General features: G+C 40.7%; 20 protein-coding genes. 10 read left to right on the plus strand and 10 right to left on the minus strand.

The annotated features are described in order from the left end of the window. The first annotated feature begins 3 nt into the window (after window positions 1–3). Together V7783_RS16610 and V7783_RS16615 are read left to right on the plus strand one after the other, a co-directional pair. Window positions 4–363 carry a MerR family DNA-binding transcriptional regulator gene (locus V7783_RS16610; protein WP_335679667.1) on the plus strand — a complete coding sequence of 120 codons (360 nt, stop codon included), beginning with the start codon at window positions 4–6 and terminating at the stop codon, window positions 361–363. Window positions 364–425: 62 nt separating this feature from the next. Beyond that, window positions 426–998 (plus strand): NAD(P)H-dependent oxidoreductase, encoded by a 573-nt coding sequence (locus tag V7783_RS16615; protein WP_335679668.1) that lies wholly within the window; start codon window positions 426–428, stop codon window positions 996–998. 258 nt (window positions 999–1256) lie between these two features. On the opposite strand, the gene V7783_RS16620 is transcribed toward V7783_RS16615, so the two are convergent. Genes V7783_RS16620 through V7783_RS16640 form a run of 5 tightly spaced genes read right to left on the minus strand, consistent with a single transcriptional unit; the run spans window position 1257 to window position 6345 of the window. Then, window positions 1257–2114, minus strand: a complete 858-nt coding sequence (locus V7783_RS16620) for an aminotransferase class IV (protein WP_335679669.1) — start codon at window positions 2112–2114, stop codon at window positions 1257–1259. Further along, window positions 2111–2980 carry a glutamate cyclase domain-containing protein gene (locus tag V7783_RS16625; RefSeq protein WP_335679670.1) on the minus strand — a complete coding sequence of 290 codons (870 nt, stop codon included), beginning with the start codon at window positions 2978–2980 and terminating at the stop codon, window positions 2111–2113. The genes V7783_RS16620 and V7783_RS16625 overlap by 4 nt, the downstream gene beginning before the upstream one ends. Continuing rightward, window positions 2965–3696 (minus strand): 5-oxoprolinase subunit PxpA, encoded by a 732-nt coding sequence (locus V7783_RS16630; RefSeq protein WP_335679671.1) that lies wholly within the window; start codon window positions 3694–3696, stop codon window positions 2965–2967. Before V7783_RS16630 ends, V7783_RS16625 begins: the two co-directional genes overlap by 16 nt. Before the next feature lie 12 nt (window positions 3697–3708). Next, entirely contained in the window at window positions 3709–4506 is a 798-nt protein-coding gene (locus V7783_RS16635) for a putative hydro-lyase (protein ID WP_335679672.1), read from the minus strand. A 15-nt stretch (window positions 4507–4521) separates the two neighbouring features. Next, a complete protein-coding gene (locus V7783_RS16640) occupies window positions 4522–6345 on the minus strand; it encodes a glycoside hydrolase family 3 protein (RefSeq protein ID WP_335679686.1) in 1824 nt (607 codons plus the stop codon). Window positions 6346–6711: 366 nt separating this feature from the next. Here V7783_RS16640 and V7783_RS16645 point away from each other — a divergent pair, with 366 nt between their 5' ends. Beyond that, complete coding sequence (locus tag V7783_RS16645; protein ID WP_335679673.1) at window positions 6712–9573, plus strand: FAD-binding and (Fe-S)-binding domain-containing protein; 2862 nt, start codon at window positions 6712–6714, stop codon at window positions 9571–9573. 24 nt (window positions 9574–9597) lie between these two features. Further along, window positions 9598–10386, plus strand: coding sequence for a hypothetical protein (locus V7783_RS16650; protein ID WP_335679674.1), 789 nt, complete (start codon window positions 9598–9600; stop codon window positions 10384–10386). Here V7783_RS16650 and V7783_RS16655 read toward each other — a convergent pair. Next, complete coding sequence (locus tag V7783_RS16655; RefSeq protein ID WP_335679675.1) at window positions 10381–11286, minus strand: LysR family transcriptional regulator; 906 nt, start codon at window positions 11284–11286, stop codon at window positions 10381–10383. The genes V7783_RS16650 and V7783_RS16655 overlap by 6 nt on opposite strands. A gap of 162 nt (window positions 11287–11448) precedes the next feature. Between V7783_RS16655 and V7783_RS16660 the strand changes: the two genes are divergently transcribed. The 3 genes from V7783_RS16660 to V7783_RS16670 all read left to right on the plus strand — a co-directional run bounded on the left by V7783_RS16660 (window position 11449) and on the right by V7783_RS16670 (window position 17348). Further along, window positions 11449–13893 (plus strand): TonB-dependent receptor, encoded by a 2445-nt coding sequence (locus V7783_RS16660; RefSeq protein ID WP_335679676.1) that lies wholly within the window; start codon window positions 11449–11451, stop codon window positions 13891–13893. Between the two features lie 80 nt (window positions 13894–13973). Next, complete coding sequence (locus tag V7783_RS16665; protein ID WP_335679677.1) at window positions 13974–15188, plus strand: MFS transporter; 1215 nt, start codon at window positions 13974–13976, stop codon at window positions 15186–15188. A 276-nt stretch (window positions 15189–15464) separates the two neighbouring features. Continuing rightward, on the plus strand, window positions 15465–17348 hold the full coding sequence (locus V7783_RS16670; RefSeq protein ID WP_335679678.1) for a C39 family peptidase: 1884 nt from the start codon (window positions 15465–15467) through the stop codon (window positions 17346–17348). 201 nt (window positions 17349–17549) lie between these two features. Here V7783_RS16670 and V7783_RS16675 read toward each other — a convergent pair whose 3' ends face one another. Both V7783_RS16675 and V7783_RS16680 read right to left on the minus strand, forming a co-directional pair. Then, window positions 17550–18056 carry an NlpC/P60 family protein gene (locus V7783_RS16675; protein ID WP_335679679.1) on the minus strand — a complete coding sequence of 169 codons (507 nt, stop codon included), beginning with the start codon at window positions 18054–18056 and terminating at the stop codon, window positions 17550–17552. Then, the gene (locus V7783_RS16680) at window positions 18056–19246 is read right to left on the minus strand and encodes an acyltransferase family protein (RefSeq protein ID WP_335679680.1); all 1191 of its coding nucleotides are present in this window, start codon (window positions 19244–19246) and stop codon (window positions 18056–18058) included. The genes V7783_RS16675 and V7783_RS16680 overlap by 1 nt, the downstream gene beginning before the upstream one ends. Before the next feature lie 339 nt (window positions 19247–19585). On the opposite strand from V7783_RS16680, the gene V7783_RS16685 reads away from it, so the two are divergent. Continuing rightward, window positions 19586–21088, plus strand: a complete 1503-nt coding sequence (locus V7783_RS16685; protein WP_335679681.1) for a sensor domain-containing diguanylate cyclase — start codon at window positions 19586–19588, stop codon at window positions 21086–21088. 124 nt (window positions 21089–21212) lie between these two features. Continuing rightward, entirely contained in the window at window positions 21213–21926 is a 714-nt protein-coding gene (locus V7783_RS16690) for a M15 family metallopeptidase (protein WP_335679682.1), read from the plus strand. On the opposite strand, the gene V7783_RS16695 is transcribed toward V7783_RS16690, so the two are convergent. Further along, the gene (locus V7783_RS16695; protein ID WP_335679683.1) at window positions 21927–22427 is read right to left on the minus strand and encodes a hypothetical protein; all 501 of its coding nucleotides are present in this window, start codon (window positions 22425–22427) and stop codon (window positions 21927–21929) included. A gap of 123 nt (window positions 22428–22550) precedes the next feature. Here V7783_RS16695 and V7783_RS16700 point away from each other — a divergent pair, with 123 nt between their 5' ends. After that, the gene (locus V7783_RS16700; protein ID WP_335679684.1) at window positions 22551–26558 is read left to right on the plus strand and encodes a rhombosortase-dependent M36 family metallopeptidase; all 4008 of its coding nucleotides are present in this window, start codon (window positions 22551–22553) and stop codon (window positions 26556–26558) included. Window positions 26559–26629: 71 nt separating this feature from the next. Here the strand turns inward: V7783_RS16700 and V7783_RS16705 are convergent. Beyond that, window positions 26630–26788, minus strand: a 159-nt coding sequence (locus tag V7783_RS16705) for a M3 family metallopeptidase (protein WP_335679687.1), incomplete at its 5' end; no start/stop codon positions are given.

Genomic DNA, 26788 nt, shown 5'->3' on the forward strand with positions numbered 1-26788 from the left:
GCGGTGTATATTGGCGAAATAGCGACCCGTTGTGATGTATCCGTAAAAACCATTCGGCATTATGAAGCGATTGGTTTATTAAGTGACATTAAGCGACAAGGAAGTTACCGTATTTATGAAAACGCTGATGTAGAATTTGTCACCCTAATTAAACGGGCACAGTTATTAGGGTTAAGCTTAACTCAACTTAAACAGCTTAAAATTACTCGCCATGATTTGGATTGGCCTGCGGTAATGGCTTTACTCGAGGACAAGAAGCAGCAAATATTGATAGATATTACTGCACTTGAACAACAAAAAGAGCTACTAGATTTTTATCACCGCGATATAAAAATGTGTTTGGATAACCAAGTATCAGGTTAACGGTACTTGACTCTACCCTTTAGGGCAGGGTGTATGCTACTGCTTTTAAAGGAGTAGTTAGTATGAAAAAACGTATTTTAGTGATAGATGCAAACCCCAAACCAGCTAGCTTCTGCGACGCTTTAGCCAAAAACTATAGTCAAAGCTGCAACAGCGAGTGTGAAATACGTACACTTTCTCTTAGTGCGATGACGTTTGACCCCGATTTAAGTAATGGCTATGACAATGTGCAACCGCTAGAAGCTGACTTAGTTGATTTTCAAACGCAGTTGCAATGGGCTGCACATATTGTGTTGTTTATTCCCGTCTGGTGGGGCGGCTTGCCTGCAAAATTCAAAGGCGTGATTGATCGTACGTTTTTACCTGGATTTGCCTTTCAGTATCAACCAAATAAAACTATTCCCGATAAGCTGCTAAAAGGGCGTACAGCTGAGGTTATTTTAACGCTGGATACGCCAGCTTGGTATTATCGTTTCGTTCAAGGTGCCCCAGTCACTAAGCAGTTAAAGCACACTATTTTAGGTTTTTGCGGCATTGAAGTTATCTCAACCACATATCTTGGGCCAATCATCAGTTCGACGCCAGAGCAGCGAGATAAGTGGTTAAAGCAAATGGCCAAAATGACGGGGAAGTAAGAGTATAGAATGTCATCAAAAAATGCTGTTTAACTGTATAACCGGTTTATTAGTGAAGCAGTGATGATTTACTAGAAGTGATGGGGGGCTAGAAGTGATGAGGTAATAGAAGTTTGCTCGTATCAGCCTAAGCAAGTATAAATTTAATTGGATTTAAAAAGCCGTGTTTACTTAACAAACACGGCTTTTATAATTACCGCTTACCGCTTACCGCTTACCGCTTACCGCTTACCGCTTACCGCTTACCGCTTAGGGCTATTAATAATCAAACTTGTGTTTAGTAAATAAGCTCTGTACTTGTTGCCATATTTTCCCAGGCTTGCCATCAGCAACTGGTTGCCCATTGAGTTTTACAACGGGCCCCACTTCTTTGGTGGCGCTGGTGATCCACACTTCGTCTGCGGCAAACAACTCTTGCTTAGTAATAACGCGTTCTTGCACTTTAAAGTCACTGTGGCTGTGCAAAATAGTTAAAATGAGCCAACGAGTGACCCCGGGCAATATTTGGGTATCTAAAGGAGGGGTGCTAATAACGCCATCTTTAACGATAAATACATTGCTTGAGCTTGCTTCGGTGAGTTCATCCAAACGGTTATATAAAATGGTTTCACTATTGCCTGCTGCGGCACCATGTTGGTAGTGCATAACGTTACCAAGCAAAGCCGTTGATTTGATGTGGCAACGCTGCCAGCGCTTGTCTTGCTCTACAGACACAGTATAGGTTTTAGCATTGTCGATGTCACAAACTGGTTGTGGAGGGATTTCGAACGCGTACGCAAATACAGTGGGTGTTATGCCATTAGGATAAGCATGAGCACGTTTGCTGTCAGCGCCGCGACTAACATGTAAATAAATACCTAAGTTATCACCTTGGTTTTTCTCACACAATTGCTGACAGATTTCACGCCATTGCTCAGCTGTATAACCTAAGCTAATTTCCAGCTCATTTAAACCGTTATTCATGCGCTCTATATGTGCGGCAAAGCCAAGCATTTTGCCATTGTAGGCAGGGATCACTTCGTAAATACCATCACCAAATAAAAAACCGCGATCCATGGGGGATATCTTTGCGTGCTCAGCACGCATATAATCGCCGTTTAAATACACCGTGCTCATTGTAAATCCTCATTCTGATTGGCAACACCGCTAAGCTGACGTAGTCTTGCGATAAGTTGTTGGCCATGCATTGCATGTAGGCCATCTTCGGTTAATTCGTTTTTGTGGGTAACGCCATCAACGCTGCCGCGTTCACTCAAATATTGCAAGATTGCGAGGGTATCGATATTCTCCAGCAAGTCTTGGCCACACCAGCGGCTTAAAAAAGTAATGATGCCGTAGGCCGCCCAGTTTGATACATCAGCCAATAACAACTCATCACAACAAGTGAGGCTTGGCATAATGCTCATCTCAGTCATATATTGCGATAAGTTGCCCATACCAATTTCGTTGCCGCCATCGCCAATTGCAACGGTAGGGCAGGGGGCTTGTGTAATAAAAAAATCAAAACAGCCACAATCAGCAGATATATCGATGCCACGCATATTGTAATATTTATTGCCATTGCAAAGCCCTGGGCGCTCGATTGATAATACACAATCCGGTTTTAGCTCTGCCAACGCTGCTTGGCTAAATGATAGCGCATCAGCAAAGTTATTAAGTGGCAACTCAAAGCAATTAAAGTCATTTTTAAGGGCACTGTAAAGGGGGTTGCCACATACTAATATGGGTTGTTTACCAAGTGCTTGCAATGCATTGTATAAAGCAATCGCACCGACTGGGCCATCAGTTTCAAAGGTTTGTTTTACCGCAAAACCGGTGCCAATGAGCACTGTGTTTTTTGCATCAAATAACGACTTTGCAGCGCGTAGGTAAGTGCCCGTCTGTTGATGAGCATAAAGACTTTGCATGCCGCGAAGGTTTTGCTCCACCATCATGGTTTCAATCGTGGTGCTTAATTGCACATCACTTAACGGGTGTGGCATAGTGCTTTGATCTCTTCAATAAGGGCAATGCCCGCAGCGTTGTCGCCGTGAACGCATATACTATCTGCATGCAGTGGTAATTGTTTACCTGAGCGGGTCGTTACACAGCCTGTAGCAAGTAACTGTTTAACTTGCGCCAGCAATGCGCTCTTATCATGCACACTGCCACTTAGACTGCGCGAAACTAACAGGCCTTCATCTGTGTATTGGCGATCTGCGAATGCTTCTAAAATGAGCGTTAGTTGATATTGCTGAGCAAGTTGTTTATGTTGATCAGCTTGTGCTGTAGCTAAAATCATCATTTGCAAATCTGCGGAATAACTAGCAACAGCCTGCATGACGGTATGTAAAATTGTTTCATTAGCCATCATATCGTTGTATAACGCACCATGAGGTTTTACATAGCTTAAGTTGAGACCTTGCACTTTTGCCATGCCTTCAATTGCGGCTATTTGATAATGTAAGCAGTTGGTTAGCTCTTGTGCTGTTAAGGCCATCGAGCGACGCCCAAAACCTTGCTTATCAGGGTAGCTTGGGTGAGCACCAATCAGTACTTTATGTTGTTTGGCAAGTGCTAAGGTGTTGGCCATCACATCGCTATCACCACCATGAAAACCACAGGCGATATTAGCCATATCGATATGTGGCATTACCTCACTATCGAGGCCCATTTGCCACGCGCCAAAGCTTTCACCTAAATCACAATTGAGCTTCATTATTGTTTCCGTTTAAAAAGCCGAAATATGGGCGTTTTGAATATCGGTGATCAACATATGCCCAGGGCTATGGGTGATGCAAAAATCAGGTGCGGCATTCGCTATCGCTATTTGCGGGGTGACGCCACATGCCCAGAACACGGGTACTTCACCTTCTTTAATGGTGACAGATTCACCAAAGTTAGGGCGGTAAATATCTTTAATACCGATTGCAGCCGGATCACCAAAATGCACCGGTGCACCGTGCACATCAGGAAAGCGACTGCAAATCTGGATTGCGCGAATAGCGTCTGCCGGCTTCATTGGTCGCATACTCACGACCATATTTGAGTGGAATATACCGGCACTTTCACAAGGAATATTAGTCATGTACATAGGCACATTTTTGTTTTCTGTAATATTACGTATTTCTATTCCAGCTGCTTTTAGTGGCTCTTCAAATGAAAATGAGCAACCGATTAAAAAGGTCACTAAATCATCGCGCCATTGCTCTTTGATATTGGTGACTTCTTCAATCAATTGGCCGTTTTTAAAAATACGATAGCGTGGTAAATCTGTACGAATATCTAAATCATGAGCGACATTAGGAATACTCGTAGCACCTGCTAAGCGGCTGGTTGCAACAATCGGGCATGACTTTTTATTTACTTGGCAAAATTGTAAAAAATCCAACGCATACTTCTGGGGTAAAATCACTAAATTAGCTTGTACAAAACCAGGCACAAATCCTGAAGTATGACCGGTGTAATCTTCATTACGAATCATATTTCTAATAGCGTAAGGCGTTGTAAGTGATGCGTTATGTTGCATAGTATCCTCTTGAACTTAGTTGTTATTAATGCCATTTACTGTGACAGGTAAAGTACCTTGTGCTGGTTTTTCACCAACTAGTACTTTTGCAAGGGCTGTAAAAGCCGGTCCTGCTACTTTAACATCATTATCTACATCTATGTTATACGCATAAGTTGCTAAAATTGCATCTGCATATTGGCCAAACGTGGCAATATCATACGGTGCCCGTAGGCTCACAAAAACTGTTTTCTTATCAGCCAACTGTGCTTGCTGAAGCAGTTTTTCAAGTGCCGGGCCTTGATCTGCCTTAGCAATTGCGAAGTTTGGGTTGTCTGAGAGATCATCCATACCGCCAACTTCAACCGCACTTTGATTTGGTGAAGCATTACCCGCGATGATGACATCCGCTTCGTTAAGCGCTTTTAGCGTTGCAATAGGTTCAAAGCCTTGCAAGCTGGTGCAGCTAAATGAAACTTGTTGCTGTGTATGCTCCTGCATTGCCTGCTGTAACGCGATACACTTTCGGGTATCAGGCATAATGATATGTACTTTAGTATTGGCGCTGAGTTTAATTGGTAAAGTGTTTTTGTCATTTTTAACTTCAGTAATGGCAGCAAGTGCTAACTCTGCTTCTACTTTACGATGACTTTCATCACCTAAAATCAGCTGTGCTTTTTGCATAGCTAAGGATTCGTTAAGCTCAGTTGTTAATTTAAACTTACTTTTTAAATTAATGATGCGCTGCGCCGAGGTAGCGACTTCGTCGGCGTTTAAATTGCCTTTTTTTACTTCGCTGACTAAGCGAGTAATAAGTTGATCAAGCACCGCTAAATCTTTAGGGCTACGAATTTCAATCGGCATTAATGCAATATCAACACCCGCAGCAAAAGTATTTACAACTGCCTCGATAGGTTCAAAAAAGTGGCTGATACCAGCCATATCGAGTGCATCGGTGATCACCACACCTTGATAGCCCATTTCATCGCGCAATAATTCGGTGATGATTTTATGCGACATGGTGGCGGGTTTGATCATGGTTTTGCCATCTTTACTAACAAACGTACTGCTATCCAGCGCAGGGTATTGAATATGCGCAGTCATGATCATACCTGGGTTTTGATTTTTAATGATCGATTGAAATGGCGGTAAATCTTTTTCCCAGATGGTTTCTTTGTCATGCATTACTTTAGGTAAACCGGTGTGACTATCAACATTAGTATCGCCGTGACCCGGAAAATGCTTTAACGAAGTAATAACACCATTGCCTTCAAAACCAGCAACTTGTGCGCCGCCTAAAATACTCACCAATGTTGGATCTTCGCCGTATGACCGTACATTGATCACCGGGTTATCAGGATTCATATTGACATCAACAGTGGGGGCATAGTTAACATTAACACCCACTGCCTTTAATTCCTCGGCAATGACTTGCGCCGACTCAGTCGCAAACTTAGTGCCGTGTACTTTATAACTCGCGCCAATTGACATATTGCCAGTAAATGAGGTCGCTACATCACGAGGAATACGGGCTACACGACCGCCCTCTTGGTCAATTGAGATAAACAATGGTGCACCTAAGCTCGACTTTGCTGCAGCTTGTTGCATGGCATTATTTAATTTAACGATTTGGGAAATGCTATCAATATTCTCTGCAAATAAAATAACGCCACCAATATTATGCTTGGTGATCACTTTGGCTAAGTCATCGGGCAGCTTGGTCACTGCGTTACGGCATTTTTGCTGTGGGGTGTTCTCGCTGTCTTGCTCACAATAGTAACGAAAATCGAGCATTAGCTTTTGACCAAGCTGTTGCTCAAGGGTTAAATTTGTCGCTGCAAAGGTCGATTTCATTGGTATTAAACACCCTAGTCCAAAGAGAATTGATGATATGGCAAACTTATTTAACACAGTAGGCTCCAAAGCTGAATTGCTTATTTTATTTGTGAATATTTTATTCCTGATATTAATGCCATTTTGGACTAAAATACAACATATTTCTATCACATTAACGGTTTTATTTCTGAACTGCAAAAACCACCGATGAATCACACGCTTGCCTTAAGATTACATAAATATTAAGTCTTAATAGTTATTTAGATGAAAAAAATTAATATTACAGAGGCTTTTATTGATAGTAATTCATCTCTGTTTCAAGTAATAATATATTCCATAAAGATTGGTGGGTCGCCAATCAAGTTAACGACATCACCAAGGGGCACAATAATGGCAACAGCACTGACACTTTTTCAACAACAATTGAGTGATAAACTGCCTGCCTCAGCGTTTATTGAAGATTACGCTAGGCGCTATGCGTTTGGCACCGATGCCAGCTTTTATCGTTTAGTGCCTCAGTTAATAGTATTGGTTGCTGATCAGCAACAAGCGCAACAGGTCATCACAGCTGCTGCAACGTATAAAGTAGCGATCACTTTTCGCGCTGCTGGCACCAGTCTTTCAGGGCAAGCAATCACTGATTCGGTGTTAGTGTTACTTGCCGACTCGTGGTCAGGCTATGAAATTGAAAACCAAGGCCATGCCATTCGCTTAGAGCCTGCCATTATTGGTGCTCGCGTTAATCAGTTACTTGCGCCTTTTGGTCGTAAAATTGGCCCCGATCCGGCCTCAATCAACAGTTGTAAAATTGCCGGTATGGCCGCAAATAACTCGTCCGGCATGTGTTGTGGTGTTGCACAAAACAGTTATCACACTGTAAAAGACATGACCTTAATCTTCGCTGACGGCGCAGTACTTGATACCCGTTGTGAACAAAGCCGTGCTGAATTTTTACACTCTCATCCGCAGTTTATTCAAAAACTTACTGAGCTTGCCCAGGAGGTCACTAGTAATCTAGAGCTGGCGCAGCGCATTGCGCATAAATATCGTTTAAAAAATACCACTGGATATGGTTTAAATGCGTTGCTTGATTACACAGACCCAATTGAAATTATTAAACATTTAATAATTGGCTCAGAAGGCACACTCGGATTCATTGCCGACATTACCTATCATACGGTGGTTGAGCATGCCCATAAAAGCACCGCGTTTATTATTTTTGACGATATAAGCCAAGTTTGTGAATTAGTAAAGCAATTGGCAAACTTAGATGTGGCGGCGGTTGAGTTACTCGATAAACGCTCGCTAGTGTCGGTGGCTGAGCATGACGTTATGCCTAAAGATGTGCACAGCTACCCAGCTGAAAGTGCAGCGCTACTTATTGAAGTGCGTGCTGAAAATGGCGAAAAACTGACTGAGTTACAACAGCAAGTTGAGCAATTAGTCGCAAACTTTAGCACCCACCAATTAGCGACAATAGCGTTTTCAACGGATGTAAAACGCAACGCGCTATTGTGGAATATTCGTAAAGGCACATTCCCAGCGGTGGGCGCAGTACGTAAAAATGGCACTACAGTGATCATCGAAGACGTGGCGTTTGAACTGGACGTATTAGCGCAAGGTGTGCAGGCACTGCATCAATTATTTGATAAATACGGCTACGATGAAGCGATTATTTTTGGTCATGCCTTAGCGGGTAATTTACATTTTGTGTTTACTCAAGCCTTTGACACCCCTGCGCAAGTAGTGCGTTATGAGCAATTTATGCAAGATGTGTCACAGTTAGTTGCCATTGAACTAAATGGTTCATTGAAAGCCGAGCATGGTACTGGGCGCAATATGGCACCGTTTGTTGCAACAGAGTGGGGGGCTGATGGTTTTGCGGTAATGCAGCGTATTAAACAACTATTTGATAAAGACCATATTTTAAACCCAGGGGTGATCATCAACGCCGATGAAAATTGCCATATTCAAAATCTTAAATCCATGCCCAGCAGCGACGACATCATCGACAAATGTATAGAGTGTGGTTTTTGCGAAACAGTTTGCCCATCAAAAGGGCTGACACTAACGCCGCGTCAACGCATCACTTTATGGCGACGTCGCACTGAGTTAGTTAATACATTAGCTACAACCGAAGAGCTGAGCGTTAAACAGCAGCTTAATCGGCAATTAAAAAGTATTGAAAATGACTTTCAATACCTAGGCATCGATAGCTGCGCCGCAACTGGGTTATGTGGCATGAAATGTCCGGTTGGGATCAATACTGGCGAATTTATAAAGTCACTAAGGCAAAAGCAATTAGCTAATAATAAAACCGCCCCCTATGCTGGCAATTTTGCGGTAAAACATTTTGCGGCACTGGCAAGTTCCGCACGATTTGGCTTAACTAGTCTAGCTGTTATTCGTAATATTATTGGCGCACCAATGCTACGCAGTTTAAGTAAACCCGCTAACAAGTTATTTGGCACACCGCTTTATTATTCCGCGTGGCCGCGAGGGGAGCAGCCAATTAATCGTAAACAGCAGTCGTTGCCGCAACTGGATAAAGTGGTGTACTTACCAAGCTGTGCCAGTCGCGTTTTTGCCGCTGATGAAAGTGCAGCGGATAAACGTTCAATCATGCAAGTAATGCATAGTTTAACGAGCAAAGCGGGGATTGAATTGTTACTGCCAGAGCAAGTCAGTGAACTATGTTGTGGGATGCCATTTGCGAGTAAAGGTTTGCCAAAACAAGCAACTAGCAAGGCCGAACAACTACTTGATATCGCACAGCAGCTATCTGAGCATGGCCGTTATCCGATCATTTTTGACGCCAGCCCATGCGCGTTAACCACCACAGCCGCAGCACAACAGCGCGGCTTAACGGTTCTTGAAAGCGCAGAGTTTGCGTATCAATATTTACTGCCTAGGTTAACACTCACTGCACAATCAGAACCGGTAATGCTGCATGTTACTTGTAGCAGCAAACGCCGTGGCAGCGAGCAGCAATTGGTTGCTGTGGCAAAAGCATGTTGCAGTGAAGTGATTATTCCCGCGGATATTGAATGTTGTGGTTTTGCCGGTGATAAAGGTTTTAACTTACCAGAGCTAAATAGCAACGCATTAAAAACCTTGCGCAGCCAAGTCCCTAAAAATTGCAGTACAGGGGTTTCTAATAGTCGTAGCTGTGAAATAGGCTTAACCCAACACAGCGGCGTTAATTATCAATCAGTGTTGTATTTGTTAGACCAAAATAGCACACAAAAATAATAATAAAATCAGCAAGGAAAAATTATGATGAAAACACACTTAAGCATACTCGCCAGTATGCTGATATTGAGTGCCTGCAGTAACACAAATGATGTGCAAACTGTAAAACCACTTCCCAGCTTTGCTCAATCAAGTGAGCAAGTAAAACAAGCAGATGTGGTTATTTTAACCGATCATACACTTCCTGAGGATCTCAATTTAAGCAGTGGCGGTGCGCAAGGGCGTGAGCGTGACTTTATCGACCCCGCAGCTGATGTGTTTGCTAAGCAATTACAGGCACAAGGGCTAAGTTATACACTTTTAAAAGTTGAAGAGTTAATTGATAGCGGCCGAATAACTACAAAAGAGCAGTTTAATTTAGCTTACGAAAATTACGACAAACTGTTAAAACAAGCGGTAAGTGAAGGTGATACCCTTATTTCTTTGCATTTTGACGCCGATATTATTATGGCTGAAGAGTATAAAGGTAAGGAGCTTTACATTGGAGGAGTGCAAATTATCCTTGATGAACGAGCTATTAGTGATGAAACGTTTAAGCTCAGTTATTTTTTACTGAATGATTACCCACTATTTAGCAGTTTAAAAAAAGCTGGGTTTCGAATTCGTCCAGGCTATGAGTTTGAACCCCGTTATCAAGGTAATTTAACCTTAAACATTACAGGGCACTCTACTGGCGGTGGCATTTTATTGGAGCTTGCGCCACAAGAGCAAGCCATTCGCTTGTATGGCACTGCAGTAAACACAGCACAAGCTTTAGAGCCTTCGTTAGCTATTTTGGCAAAATCAGTTGCTGATTTTAGACGCGGATTATAAAGGTTGCTTAGTTGTTGACTGGCCTGCTTGTGTAAGTGCGTTTAGTAACCACTGCAATGCAGGCCCTGAGCTGCTTTGATGTTGCCATAACATATCAATACAATGCGGAAAGGTAACCGTTTGATGTTGAGTGTTAAGTTTTATTAAATCTCCATCTCGTAGCGCCGATTTAATCGCACTTGCAGGTAATTGCGCCCAACCAAAACCACTTTCCACCATTTCAATGAGCATTGAAGCGTCATTCACATACCAGCATTGAGTTGATAGCTCGCTATCAAAATGGCGAAAGCCAGTGCCATGATCGGTAATACGAATATGACGATAAAGTGCTAAATCATTCGTTGATACGGTATCTAACTGCGATAACGGATGACTTGGCGCAACAACAGTATAGTAGTGCGCATGACCAATACCTCTAAAAGCAACTTGTTCGGGGTAATCGTCTTGACTCAGTGCTACTGCAATATCGGCTTGGCCACTGTCTATTAACTTGAATGCACCTTTGTGAGGAGCCGCAATCAATAATAGCGAAGTTGTAGTAAATGTATTCGAAAATTGTTCAAGTACTTTTAAAATTGTAGTTTTAGGCAATGCTAATTCGTCATAAGCTAGAGTGAGCTCTGTTTCAATATCATCAGCAATATGCGCAATACGTATTGATAGGTTTTTATGACTATTTATGACAGTACGAATGTCATTATAAATTGCTAAGCCTTGTTTAGTTAACTTTGGTGAACGACTTGTTCGATCAAACACACTAAAACCGGTATCAATTTCAAAATTGCTGATTAACCCACTTATTGAAGATTGTGCTTTGCCTAATCGTCTGGCGGCTGCTGAAAAGCTGCCTTCTTCTACTGCGCAAATAAACGCTTCTAACTGCTCTATGGATAATTGCACTTTTCCTATCGCCTCAACCTATAGTTTCTAACTTTACGTAACATACGTGATCTTAGATGCTGATGCCAACACAGAATGCGTGGGAATAATTTATCTCACATTTTTAAAAAAAATAAAATAAATTAAAATATAAATTAAAACAATAAAATACTGGGGTGACAAATGACAAAGTTTAAACTAAATCGCTTAGCGTTAATCATTGGTGCAAGCTTATTAAGTAATCTTGCAACAGCAGCTGATGAAGATACTACAGCTGAGGCACTTAAAAACAACAAGCAAAAACTAGAAGTAATTGAAGTAACATCATCGGGTCGCAACACAATCGCGACCAAAACAGCCATGAATATTACAGCAATGGGTGAAGAAGAGCTACGTCGGAAAAATATTGCAGATATAAAATCATTGATTAAAGACAGCACTGTGATCAGTTCACCGGGTAACAGTTCTCGCTTTTCTGATTCAGTAACCGTACGTGGTCTTAACGTGGCAAACGTAAACGCCAATAACTTAGAGCGCTTTACAACTTCAACACTTGCTTATTATCTTGATAGCACACCTCTTCCTAATATTGCCTACCGTATTAAAGACGTTGCTCGCGTAGAGACGCTACTTGGCCCGCAAGGTACTTTATATGGAGGTGGTAGCTTAGGCGGTACGGTTCGTTATATTACTAATAAGCCGCAGTTAGGTGAGTTTCAATTTGATTTTAATACCAGCATTTATCAGGTTAAAGAAGGTAGCATAAGTAACGATACTGACGTGACAGTAAATGTACCAGTAAGTGACACTGTTGCTATGCGCGTCAATGTTGCACGCTTAGATGACCGTGGCTTTACCGATCGTAAAATGAACGCGGTATGGCTCGAAGATGATGAAACCCGTTTTGGCAGCCCTGATCGCGCGCAAGAACTTTATAAAGATGATGACTGGGAGCGCACAGATTCAGCTCGGATCCAATTGCTTTGGCAACCCAGCGACAATTTTAAAGTTAATTTTTCACATATCGAGCAGGACCAACTCGCTCACGGTACACGGGGGGCAAGCCTTTGGGATGTTGATGAAGCATGTGCAGCACAAGGCCTTAGTAGCGAAGACTGTACTTACACACCGGCTACTGCACCATTACAAGTTGATGAGTATACGGTGCAATCAGTTCACGAGGAGTACTCAGATCGCGGTTTTAGCATGTCATCCATTGATTTGGATTGGTCGTTAGGTTTTGCAGAGCTATCAAGCAGTACATCGTATTATACCGATGAGCGTGTAGGTCAGGGCGATTATATCGGTGAAGGTTATATTTATTATGGTTGGATTGATGGTTTAGGGGCAGACCAAACTCGTGAATCTGCTTATATGACATTTGATAATAGCAATGAAGGTATTAGCCACGAAACACGGTTAACTTCAAATAGCAGCGGTCCGTTATCATGGATTGTGGGTGTTTATTACACTGACACAGACAGCAGTTTAAAGTTTTGGGAGCATTTTAGAGGCCTAGATAATGCGATGTTCGATGCATGGGGTGGATTTGATGCTAATGATTTATACCCAGATCGTAAAGAAGGTGATATCGGTTATTTTGAAGATATTTCATCAAGCTACATGGAACTTGCGTTATTCGGTGAGCTTAGTTACGAAATTACCGATGCATGGGATGTAACGATTGGTGCGCGTGTATTTAACTGGGAAGATAAAGCGTATAAAAATATCAGCGATTACACCGGTGCAATTGGTATAACTGAAGATGTATCAACAGATGAAGGTAATGGCGAGAGTATCTTTAAATTTAATACATCGTATGACATTAATGATGATAACTTAGTCTACTTTACTGCATCCGAAGGATATCGTCGCGGTGGGACGAATGGTTTTCGTGATGAAGGTGATTTATCTGTTAAAGAATCAACTCAGCGTTTTGAGCCAGACACAACCACTAACTATGAGCTTGGTTATAAAGGTTATATGCTAGATAAAGACCTTTATCTGCAAGCGAATATTTTTCAAATTGAATGGCAAAATACACAAACATACTACGACCAAACTTTAGGTGGAATATTTCCGCTAAATGGTACTACAAATGGACCTGATTCAGAATCTAAAGGTTTTGAAATGCAGCTACGCTACTCAATTACTGACGAGCTTTCGTTTAAATTAAGCAGCGCAACATCTGAAGCCGAGTTTACAGAAACTAAAACAGTGTGTTTATACGAAGGTGCTGACGATATGCCAGGCCAAGAGTGTAGCACTTGGCTTGAAGGTGATAAGTTAGGCGGCGCTCCGAAATGGCGTCATAATGCAAGTTTAGATTATAGTACTGAACTGGGTAACGGTTATTTAGGTGCTAATTTACGTGCTCGTTATACTGATGAAGTGTTAAGTGGTCGTCAAACACGTGGTGAAGATCCGTTCATTTTTGAAGCCTACACTACTTTTGATGCATCAGTAACCTATGGGGTTGATAATTGGAATGCAACCTTATGGGTTGATAATATTGCTAATGATCTTACGCAAACATCATATCAACGTGTTGCAGGCCCTTGGGGTTATCGTAGTATTAACCAACGCCCCCGTACAATTGGTTTAAATTTCTCGTATAGTTATTATTAATGAGGTAAAGTAATTATTATAATAATTACAAATGATTAGTACACAATGTAGGGGCAGCCACATTGTGTACGCACAAGCAGATGATTACTAATCGACATAACCCACCTCACTTTTATATAAATTCTGAGCTATTAAATTACCTGCCGTTACTTTTTGCGGCTGTTGTTGGAGCTGGTAGCAGCTTACTAATGCCGAGCGTGATTGGTGCTTATACGAATTATAGCCAACTTAATCCTTCGCAAATTAGCATGATGACAAGTTTAGAAATGCTGGGGGTTTTAATAACCAGTGCGAGCAGTTTTCTTTGGCTTAGATTGATTAATTTCCACAAAGTAGTATTTATGATGTTGATGCTACTTTTTATTACTAATAGCATAAATATGTTGTTTGTTAGTGTGAATTTCCCTACATACAGTCTGCTTTTTATACGTTTTTTAGCTGGCTTAGAAACGGGGATCATATACGCTATTGCTGTGGTAGCAATTGCGAAGCAACAAAATGCAGTAAAGCTTTTCTCTTCTCTCATTAGTTGTCAAATAGCTTACGGTACTATTGGTTTTAGCTGTATTGCAGGTATAAGCCAGTATCTAGGTTTGGCTAGTATTTATATCTTTTTTAATTTTTTTATATTATTGACACTAATAATTTGCTTTTTTTGTGATGGGTTTAGTGGAAATGATGACCTTAATCATAAACAAAATGGCACATTTAAAAGTAACTATAAAAATAGCCTGATACTTCTAAAAGTCGTTTTGGCTATCGCGTTATATTATGTAGTTCAAGGCAGTGTTTGGGCTTATATTGAACCAATAGGTATATCGCTAGGGTTAACCCCTCTTCAAATTGGTAGCATATTATCTTTAGGTTTCACGCTGAGTATAATAGGGTCGTTGTGGAGCTTGAAAATCTATAAATTGCTGGGCCAACGGTTGACCGTTTGGCTAATCATACTCTTACAAGTTATTTGTTTATTGGTGTTAAATTATATAAAAGCCAGCCCATGGACTTTGTATTTATTTGCAATCACGACCATAGTCTATCAAATTTTATGGAGCTTAATAGTCCCTTTAATGATGACGTTGCTGAGTTTGATTGATAATACAAAGTATTACAGCGCTTGGAGTATCAGTGCATTCAAAATTGGGTTGATTGTTGGACCGTTATTAGCTGCAACAATAATCAATTTAAGTGGCTATGAACTACTGATTAACATAAGTTGCGTATTATTAGTTACGAGCGGTTTATTGTTAAGCCACACGTTAAAAAATCATTTTATTAAGTCACCTTTTAAATAATTTACACTGCAAATATTGAATGACTACCTATCGGTATAAGCGATAGGTAGTCATTTACTTACAAATTCTAAGTTCGGTATATTTAAAAAGCTTTAATGTTGCTAAAGCGTTTTACAGTAATGCGGTTATGTTCCCCCATAACCGCATTTTTATATTTCCAATATAGGTTTGAACGATGGTTATTAACATGAAAATGTTAAATTAATGTTTCATTATAGAGTTCGGAAAGTAGTAAACATGGATTGATTTAAACTTCACGAACCAATAGGAATATTAATGAACAATAAACTAACAAAGCTGACAATCGGTGCCTCGCTATTGATGGCTGGTAATGCGCTCGCTCTATGTCCCGATGGCGCAAGCTACGACGAAAATTTAGATTTTTGTCGTATTAATAATGACGTGTTTGGCCCATTTACTAAGGCTATGGTCGATAAATGCCAGCAATTTGGTGGTGGCAGTGCCTGTAGTAATACTTATCAATATTCTGTTGAAGGCAATTCCATCGACGTTTTACGTTGGTCACAATCATTTGCCAGCAATATTCGCGGAAGTGCTGACTGTCCGATTGGTTCTGTGCGTTCCAGTTCATATGGCGGACATTGTTTTGAAGAGCTAAGTGGTGAACTTAATAATGTATACGGCAATTTTAGTAACGAAGAAGTTGCAGCTTGTACTGAACTCAATGGTGGCTTAGCCTGCTATAAAAATCGCTGGAGTGCAGGGTTTTATCTCAGCGTTAAAAATAAATTAGCGGAAGATAACAGTGGCTCTCAAGCCGTTGAAAATCGTTTGGGCGTCTGGCTTTGGTATATTGACGAGTCGGGATTAAATAAAACTCATGCACAGTTAGCTGATGAGCTTGCTGCCATGGGCGTTAAACGTGTTTACATCAAAATAGCTGACGATACTCAAAGTTGTAGTTTGTTTGCCGATGCTTGCTCTACAGTGACTACTAATACTTATAAATCTCGGGGTATTGAGCCGTGGGCATGGTCGTATAATTATCCAGGAAGCTATACAGCCCAAGCTGATGCGCTTTTTTACGCGGCGCAGTATGGTTATGTCGGATTTGTAAGCGATGTGGAAGTTGAGTTTAATAATAAAACTAGCGAGCTACACAGCATGTTTCAAGCATTCACGACCGCTCGCAGCGACGCTATTAATGCAGGCTTTGCTGATAGCAATTTTAAATTGGGCGCTACGACATGGAGTAATCCAATTGCACAAGGTATGAGTGTCGGAATTATCGATCAATACGTTGATTTTCACATGCCACAAACGTATGTAGAAGTGTGGGGCGCATCGTATATGGCTGATCCTAAACGTTGGATTGAAGCAGGTAATAATGAGTATCGTACTTTAGGTGCTAATAAACCTATTTGGCATATAGTATCGACAGAATATGATGTGATCACTGCAAGCCAAATCAATAACTTTATTAATGCCGCAGGGCCGAATGCGTCAGTTTGGCGTGTACCAGGTGGCTCTGTGCCGCAAGCAGTATGGAATGATTGGCAACAAGTTAACTGGCAACGCACGGTGTATGATTCAAACGTTCAAGGCAGCAGCGGTAATAATACTTTATTTCCATGGATGGCCGATAAACCAAACGATGATACACCGACGCCACCGCAGGCAGCTGTGCCCTACTATAAACAGCTTAATAACTACTATGACCCATACGGCACATGTTCAGTGACATCTTTAGCGATGGTAACCGATATGGCAGGCTTTACTGATCCTACTGTTAATGGCCGTACTCCTGATTACCTTTACGAAGAGTTAGGCGGGGTATTGCAAACAGTGCCAGCTTTAGAGTGGGGATACAATGAGATGGCACGTCGTGCTGGCAGCAGTAAGCGAGCAGACAGTAAAACGAATGGCACCATTACTGAACTTCGTAATGCGGTAAACTCAGGTAAAGTGGCGATTGTACATGGTTGGTTTACTAACCCTGGGCACATAATGGTTGTTACAGGATTCGATGGCACGCATTACACAGTAAATGACCCATTTGGACAGTGGAACCTACAAAAGTGGGGGAGTTATAACAGCAATGTATCTGGTAAAGGCCAGCGTTATCCTAAAGCAGCATTTGAATATGCGATAAATGATAATGGCACGGGTGATGATTTATGGGTACATATTTTTGAGTAATAAACTCTTATAGCTAAAATACGTGGGAGTGTTTTTCCCACGTATTTCCTTTTTTAAGCGATGGAAGGTAAGATTTTTAGTCTGCTATTGATATCGCCATAATGAAAACTACAAGGAGGCTCGCATTACACCTTTAGCAGACAAATTGATTCAGCAAACGATTAAAGTAAAAAACCTTAAATGACCAAAAGCTTCGTTTAGTTAATTAGGTTTACAAAGTTTTTTATCTAGCCTTAGAGCATTAGCAAATTCTTTATCTGGAATGGCTTCGACTCTGACAATTCCTTTATTTGAGGTCATTCGGTGGATATAGCGGGTGTTATCAAGGGCAATACCTACATGAGTAATAACACCCTCAGCCCAGTCACCATAGGTATTTTTAAAAAACAGCAAATCTCCTTGTTGCACATCACTTAATTGCGTAATCTTTTTACCTAACTCATCGCCTGCTAGTGAATCAGCATGGATCACGGCAAGCTCGTCTTCTTCCCCCAATAAGTGAGCATCCCAGGGAGCTTTGGTTTGTAAGGATTTAAAGTGCTCACCACAGGCGCTAACGAGGACTTCGCGGGTCCAATTCATACATTGCTCGGCTTTACCAACACGGTAGCCTTTATCCTGCCAGGTGAGCGCTATATCAATAATTATGTTAGTTGCATAGCTGTAGTTAGATGCTGTTAATAGCATCATTGCAAAAATTTTTTTCATTAGACTTTCCAAAAAATACGGCGTTTATAGCAAGCATACATCACTGCATAAGAGAGTAATAAAAACAATACAGAAAAAGCAAATGAACCCGCGTAGTTCCCTAACAGTGGTTGCAGGGATTTGCTAAAAATAACGTTTTTTAAGTTTGTTTCGTCAACAGGGATCATAATTAAAATACGGCCGACAACCCCAGCGAACATAAAAAATAAAATCGCATTGGCGCCAAATACTAAAAATGGTGCACTCCATAAACGAGACCGACGAATATCAAGAATATAGCTACACAGCGCATAACTTAGTAATGCCAGTCCCGAGCTTATCATTACATAACTGGGTGTCCACAGGGCTTTATTTATTGGCGTTATATATGAAAGTAAGTACCCGCAAACAATGCTTACAATGGCAACACATGTCAGCACTTTAACTTGGTTGTACAAATTTTTTTCAGTATTTAAATAACAGCTACATAATATGCCAGATAACGCTGTTGCTATGGCTGGCAAAGTTGAAAGTAGACCTTCAGGGTCAAACGGCAAAGGATCAGCATTGCCATAATAAACATGCCGTGCGCCAAGTATTAAGTTATCAAGCCATGCGCTTAGGTTATTACCATATAACCATAATCCACTGGCAAATTCGCCGGATGGCAATTTATAAGGTACATATTGCATTAATGCGGCATAACCTACTAATAAGCCAAGCAAAGAAAATACAATGTGTTTTGGCTTTAAATATAAATAACAGGCTAACGCAATGATATAGACAACGCCAATTCGCTGTAACACACCCATCACCCTAATGCTAAATAAGCGTTGTTCAAGCCAACTAAAGTTAGGATCGCGGAAGTTGTAATAAAACAGCGCTAAAAACCAACCTAATGCAATCAGCTTTACAGTACGAACCAGCCCCGATTTAACTATTTGTTGTTTACTAATGCCTTTAGCCTGCATAGCATTAACAGAAAGTGTGATCGACATTCCGACAATAAAAATAAAAAATGGAAAAATTAAATCGGTCGGTGTAAGACCATGCCACTGCGCATGTTTAAGTGGCCAGTACATATATGACCAACTACCGGGGTTATTAACCAAGATCATCGCAGTGATAGTGAGCCCGCGCAGAACGTCTAGAGCGAGTAGTCGATGATTTGGTAATTGCTGTAATATTTTTTGGCAATGGGTAGGTAACATAATTATTTTTATTTTATTTAAGTTTGATTTATTGTAATAAAATATTCCTCAAAGGCAAGCTGCTATTTAACCGCTTTGCTCCGTTGTTAGTCGTTAGCAAATTCAGAGACCGTATATTGCTTGGTTGTAATTGGTTTGTAGAAGCAATGGCTAGCATAAATCAACGATTACCTTGCGCTAAATCAAAGAAATTGTTAATTGCGCTAGAGCAGTTAAAAGTCAACTGTTAGTATTAATTGATTATAAAATCGGCAAAGGAGTGCAGGGAAAATAAAGAGAATAATTATTTTGCGAAGCCGCCTTAACATCTTTCTTGATTTGAAAAAGCTAATTTTGTTTTTGGCTATTTCCGTGACCGTGATCACTTTTCTAAATGGCTTTTATTCCAGCTACCAAGTACAAAAACAGCAACTGCAACAGCAAACCTTTAAAAATCATAAAGCCTATGCCGCAAAGCTTGTTTCTGCCACGGATCGATTTTTACTCGCAGCTCAACAGCAGTTAGCTTTCTCAGCGAAAATTCTGGCAACACAATTTACTGACGAAAATATCCTGAACCAAGAAACGCAACGGTTGTTGTTACAGACCGATAGCTTTAATTCAACAGTGGTTGTTGATAAACACGGTGTGGTATTAGGGATTTCACCATCGAGTTTAAAACTCCAAGGGCAGATGCTCGCCAGTGATGGTGCCAAGCAAGCGCTAGCATATAAAAAGCCGATGATCAGTGACCCTTATATGTCTGCCGCGGGTAATCTTATTATTTTTATTTCACACCCTGTATTTAACTCTAACAAAGAATATCTCGGCTATATCGGTGGCAGTTTATATCTCAAGCAAAGCGGAATTTTGCATGACTTGCTACAAGTACATTTTCACGAAGACGGTTCATATATCTATGTTGTTGATAAAAATAGACGCTTGCTTTATCACCCTGATGTTTCTCGGATCGGCGAGCAGGTTTTCAATAACTCAGTAATAGAAGCTGTGTTAAGAGGGGAAAGTGGCACTAGGCAGGTAAAGAACAGCCAAAATATTGTCATGCTGGCAGGCTATGCGCCGTTAAAAATTGCGTCTTGGGGGATTGTTACACAACGACCATTAACGGCAGCATTTGCACCGTTAGACGGCTTGATGATGAATGTTTTATATCGAACTCTGCCGGTAGGGTTGGCAACCTTTGTATTTATTTGGGTGTTAGCTCGGTTAATTTCAAAGCCATTAAGGCAGTTAGCAGAAACAGCAAAAACATTAGATAAACCATCAACATCACAGCAATTAAAACAAGTTCGCTCTTGGTATTTTGAAAGCTCGGAACTACGTTTGGCGATGTTAAAAGGGGTCGGCTTACTACATAATCAGATTGGTTTATTAAAGCATGAAGCACAAACCGATCCACTTACAGGCTTACATAATCGCCGAAGCTTAGAGCTGATGATAGATAAACTAACCTTACATCACACACCATTTAGTGTACTTGCTATCGATATTGATTTCTTTAAGCGAGTTAATGATGAGTTTGGTCATGATATCGGGGATATCGTTTTACAGTCACTGGCTACAATTATTGTAGATGTCACCCGTGAGAATGATTTTGTTGCCCGTATCGGTGGTGAAGAGTTTATCGTTATTTTACCTAACTCGAATGCAAGCACATCCTTTGTTTTGGCTGAGCGCTTGCGTATGCGCGTGTCAGAGACATTCATAGAGCCGGTAGGTTGTATCAACGTATCAATAGGTATTTCAGGCTGGCCACAGCAGTTACTAACCGTTGAAGAAGTACTCAAACACGCTGATCAAGCTTTGTATGAAGCGAAAAAACGGGTCGCAATCGCTGCATAGTTGATCCTCAGTTTATCTAGCCGTAGAAACTGCAAAGTAACAGAAAGCTTTTAGAATAAATTATTGGCAGCTATTTCAAATTATGTAATATTGATAGCCTGTTTTAATATTTAAAGTCACGACTATGTTGTTAAATATCAATGTTAAATTAATCTCACTGCTGGGTGCTTGTACTGTTAGTTATGCGGCAATTGCCAGTGAATCTTACGGTGAATACCCCGAATCAGCTCAAAGTCATCATAGTGAGTTTGTTGATGTTGCAACGTTAATGCCGACCGCATTTTTTGATATTCGTTACTACACAGACAATAACTTTGTTGGTGCCCCCGTTGATGGTTATGAAGCAGCTAAATGTTTACTCCATAAAACCGCTGCAAAAGGTTTGCAGCAGGCACACAAACAAGCGCAGCAGGCTGGTTATAATTTTAAAATCTATGACTGCTATCGTCCGCAACGTGCGGTTGATCACTTTGTGCGCTGGGTAAATGACGAAAACGATACTAAAACCAAAGCAGCGTACTACCCTAATTTAGGAAAAGATCAGTTATTAGGTGATTATATCGCGGCCAAATCGGGCCACAGCCGAGGCTCAACGATTGACTTAACATTAACCGATTCACAAGGACAAGCGCTAAATATGGGCTCGTTATTTGACATGTTCGATACTATTTCAAATACCGACGATCCGCGAGTAACCGAAGAACAACAAGCAAATAGATATAAACTTAAAAATATCATGCTAGCGGCAGGGTTTTCGCCTTACTCTATGGAATGGTGGCATTTTACCTACAAACCACAAGCCTACCCGGATACCTACTTTGATTTTGTGGTTAAATGATTAAAACTGCTCTTCTATAGGTGAATAGTTAACAGCGATTTCAACACTTTCAATTGATGTAAATTGTTTTAAATCACTCGTTGTTAATTCTAAGTCGATACTTTTATCGACTATAAAACGATAAGTATGCTTTGTAACTCTTTTTAAATCGTACGTATTTTTAAGTTTCAATGGCATCTTATCGTCTTTCAAAGTGATATAAACTGTCCCTGTCACAACTCCTTTCTCATTGGTTGCATGATTATAAACCACAGTACCTTTAACTAATTTATCTGCCTTATAGCTAATTTTATCTCCATTATTATTGATAGATTTGCTTATTAATTGCTTTTCAATTGAATCATTTTGTTTTATTGAAGAATTAAGCGCCTGCTGCTGTTTGTTTGTTGCGCTCGAGTTGATTGTTTCATCACCAGTAGTTAAGGGCTGTTCGTTTTTTTTGCATCCCCCCATTAACGCAATTGAAATTATAACTATTTGTAATTTATATTTATTATTCATTCTCACTCGCTTTTCTTTACTTTCGTTTACATTGTTATGTATTTTTTGTTAATGCTATACGGTACTTTAACTTTGGTTATGATTGTTAACCGAAATTAAAAATATAACAACAGGGAATCAATAATGTCTCAATTTAAGGTAACAGCTGTTGCTACAATAGTCACTGCTATTTTGGCTTCGACTCAAATTCAAGCGAGTGAACAAGCTCGATTTTATAATGCGCCAAGTGTCGGCTCTCAAGTACAGTTTAATCCTCAAGTGACACAGCAACGAGCATTAGCAGAACGAAGAACAGTCTCCGGACATAGTTCAATTTTTGATGCTCAGCTTGGCAAGGCTACTTTTCTTTGGCAAGCTGTAAGTCAAGCAAAACCTAATATGTCAGTTGTTTTACCAGAGCAACGCAATGCTTATGCAGCAGATTATTATCTAAATGCATTAACAGGCGTTAGTACTGCTAAAAGAGGTATTTCAAATGCGGTATTGACCGACTTGTCAGAACAAAAACTTGGTTCTATAACTGCTAAATATAAACAACAAGTACATGGTGTGGAAGTATTTAACCGCGAATATAACCTTATCATGGATAAGGAGCATAACTTAGTTGCAGGATCTGGTTACTTCGCTAATACCAGCTCAAATGCTAGTCGCTCATTAGCACCATTAGCTGGTTTTGTTGGAGCTGAGCAAAGCATTAAGCAAGCGATTAAAGAGCTTGCAGATATCAATGTATCTCTTACAAAATCAGCGGAACAAGGCGATTACGTTAAATATAATGTAACGAATCAAAGCGGTGATAAAATAGTACTAGGTCAACCTCGTGCCAAAAAAGTATTTTTTGAAGTAAATGGTAAGCTTGAATCAGCTTATTATGTTGAGGTTGAAGTCGCTAATAAAAACAGTTTAGAAAGTGACTATTTCAGCTATGTTATTGGTGCTCAAAACAGCAAAGTCTATTTCAAAAAAGACTTAAAAGCACATGCGGCTGATTTTAACTATCGTGTCTGGGCTGATGCTGATGGTTACCCGTGGGAAGGACCTCATGGGGATGTGATCCCTGCCGATGGGCCAGATCAAATAGATGAAACTGAAATTCTTGATGCTCCTTTGGTTAGTCTTTCTTATTACAGTAAGTTAAGCACAATGGACCCATGGCTTGCTGATGAAGCTACCACTACATCTGGTAATAACGTATTTGCATACGCAGATGTCATCGCTCCACAGGGCTTCACTGAAGGTGACTTCACTGCTGAAACAACCTCTGATTTTACATTTGATTACCCATATCAAGTTGATCAAGTAGCTAATAGCTACGACAACCGTAAAGCTGCAATTGTTAACTTATTCTACATGAACAACTTTCTGCATGACTTCTTTTACGACCACGGTTTTGATGAAACTTCGAATGTAGCTCAGCTTTCTAACTATGAGCGTGGTGGTGTTGAAGGTGATCCAATTGAGGCACAGGCGCAAGATAATAGCGGTTTAAATAACGCAAATATGTCAACTCCAGCTGATGGCGCAAGTCCGCGTATGCAAATGTATTTATACAATAGTAAAGATGCAAAGGTTGGTATTGATTTTGGCGTAGTAGTTACTTCTGATGAAGGTATTGGCCTTCTTAATTCTTCGAAAGTATCTGGCTTTGGTCAAGCCCAGTTTTCAGATATTGCAGCTGAAGTTGTAAGGCTAGTTGATAGTAATGATATTGATTCAGGGAGCGTTTTCGATGGTTGTGAGCCTGCAACGAATGGCGCAGAGTTAGCTGGAAAAATTGCTTTAGTTGATCGTGGCTCGTGTAATTTCACTGCAAAAGTTTTGCATGCACAAGAAGCGGGTGCAATTGGTGCTATTGTCGTAAATAATGATCCAGACTCAGCCGAGCCCGCTCCTATGGGGGGAGAAGATGATGCCGTGTTAATTCCTAACATGGGTCTGAACTTCGTTGATGGACATATGATGTATGACTCTATCGATGCAGGTAACACTGTTACAGTTAATATGTTCAATAATGCGAAATTAAAAGATGGCACACTTGATAACGGTATTATTGCTCACGAGTGGGGTCATTATATTAGCAACCGTTTAGTGGGTAACTCTGCAGGCCTAATTAACTTCCAAGGCCGTGCTATGGGTGAAGGCTGGGGTGATTTCCATTCACTTATGTTTATTGCCAAAGCGGACGACATAAACATTGCAGGTAATGACAAGTTCCAAAAAGCATATGGTAGCGGTACCTTTGTAGAAGACTTCTACTATGGTATTCGTCGTGTTCCTTACTCTACAAATAAAGAGGTTAACCCGCTATCATTCCGCCATATTACTCAAAATGCCGGTGAGGATGTGGGCATTTCTCCAACAAGCGTAGAATCTCCTCATGCTGCAGGTGAAATTTGGGCAACGATGCTTTGGGAAAGTTATGTTGCATTAATCAATGAGCATGGTTTTGAAGATGCGCAAAACCGGATGGCTAATTACCTTGTAGCAGGTTATAAACTCACACCAATTGCACCTTTATATACAGAAGCGCGTGATGCTATTTTAGCAGCAGCATACGCTGTAGATAGCAAAGACTATGAGCTAATTTTAGCCGCATTTGCGAAACGTGGTATGGGCTTAGGTGCGGTTGCACCAGATCGCTTTAGTGAAGATTTAACGGGAGTTGTAGAGTCGGACAAGATGGAACTAGCGAGCTTTAACCTAAAAGATGTTGCTGTAGATGCAAGTTACAACGGTGTAGAGCTCGGTTTTTGTTCAAATGACGGTATCGTCGATAAGGGTGAAACAGCTACATTGACTGTGAGTATTACAAACACTGGTAGTAAAATGCTTACGGGTACACAAGCTCAATTGACTGTAGTCAGCGATCATGATGTAACATTTGAAAATGACGGCTTAGTCACATTTGCCGATACAATGCCATTTGCGACCGCAACGAGCTCGCCAATTGAATTCACATTAAATGAGTCAGGTACAGCCGAGAGCCTAGAGATAGAAGTTTCATTTCCTGAGCTATCAGCAGATGATGAAGTTGTTGAAGCGCAAAGCGAAACATTTACTTATACGGTCAACATGGGCTTTGAAGAGAAGCAGCCTGTTAGCGCTCAAACCATGGATAACATGGAAGTTGCTACTACGTCACTGTTTGACCTAAAAGAAAATGTAATGACTGGCGGTGATTTAGCCAAAGGCACACAGAGTATGGCGGCTGATGATAATGTTGCCTTCTTCAATAGCTTTGGTTTTGGTCTTGGTGAGCAAACTATGTTCATACAAAACAATGATTTTGAATCAGACGTAGCTTTAGAAACAAAAGCATTCGATATTGGTTTCTCTGGTAACTTTGAAGTGTCATTCTGGCATTTTTATCTAATTGAAAATGAATGGGATGGTGGTGTTGTTGAAATTAGTGTTAACGGTGGTAACTGGGTTGATGTTACTGAAATGGGTGGTACATTTAATCGCGGTTATGATGGCCCGTTAATTGAGAACGACTCACAAGCCATTCAAGAGCGAGATACGTTTACTGGTAATAACATCGACGAGAATGGTGTGTACGGCAACTACGAAACAATTAATTTTGGTAGTGAATTAAATGGTAACAGAGCTAAGTTACGTTTCCGTCTTTCATCTGATGGCGCTGTAAGTGAGTTTGGGTGGTGGATAGACAACCTTACATTTAGTAATGTAACAACACCTATTTTCTCTTCTCTAATTGCTGGAGACTCAGTTGCGTGTGATAACGCAGCACCTATTGTAACAATTACTGGTGAAACGAGTGTTACTGAATCCGCTACGAGTACTTTAACTGCAGTTGCTACTGATAGAAATGAAGATGAACTTACTTATTCTTGGACACAAGTGAGTGGTACATCAGCAACTATCTCTAATACAGATACTGCTGTTATGAGCTTTACTCCTGGCACAATAACAAGTGACGAAGATGTTGTATTTGAAGTTACGGTAAGTGATGGTCAAGCATCAGTTACTGAGCAAGTAACTGTTGCTGTGAGCAACGAGGCTGAACCTGTAGTTGAACAGCCGCAGTCTAAATCAAGTAGTGGTAGTTTCGGCTTCTTGATGTTATTGCTAACTCCATTTGCATTACTAGGTCGTCGCCGTAAGCGTTAATCTAAACAGTTTACAGTGATAAAAAAAGCCCTTGTAGTTCGCTACAAGGGCTTTTTTATTAATTTAGATTACTACTGAACTGTAGCTTTTAAACCACGGCGTTTTAATAACGCAGAGGTGTCAGGCTCTTGACCGCGGAACGCTTTAAACGATTCCATTAGATCACGTGAGTTACCGACTTCTAAAATCTCTTTACGGTATTTGTCACCCATTTCACGGGTTAAACCACC

This window comes from Pseudoalteromonas sp. (genome assembly GCF_036960685.1).
Lineage (GTDB): Bacteria > Pseudomonadota > Gammaproteobacteria > Enterobacterales > Alteromonadaceae > Pseudoalteromonas.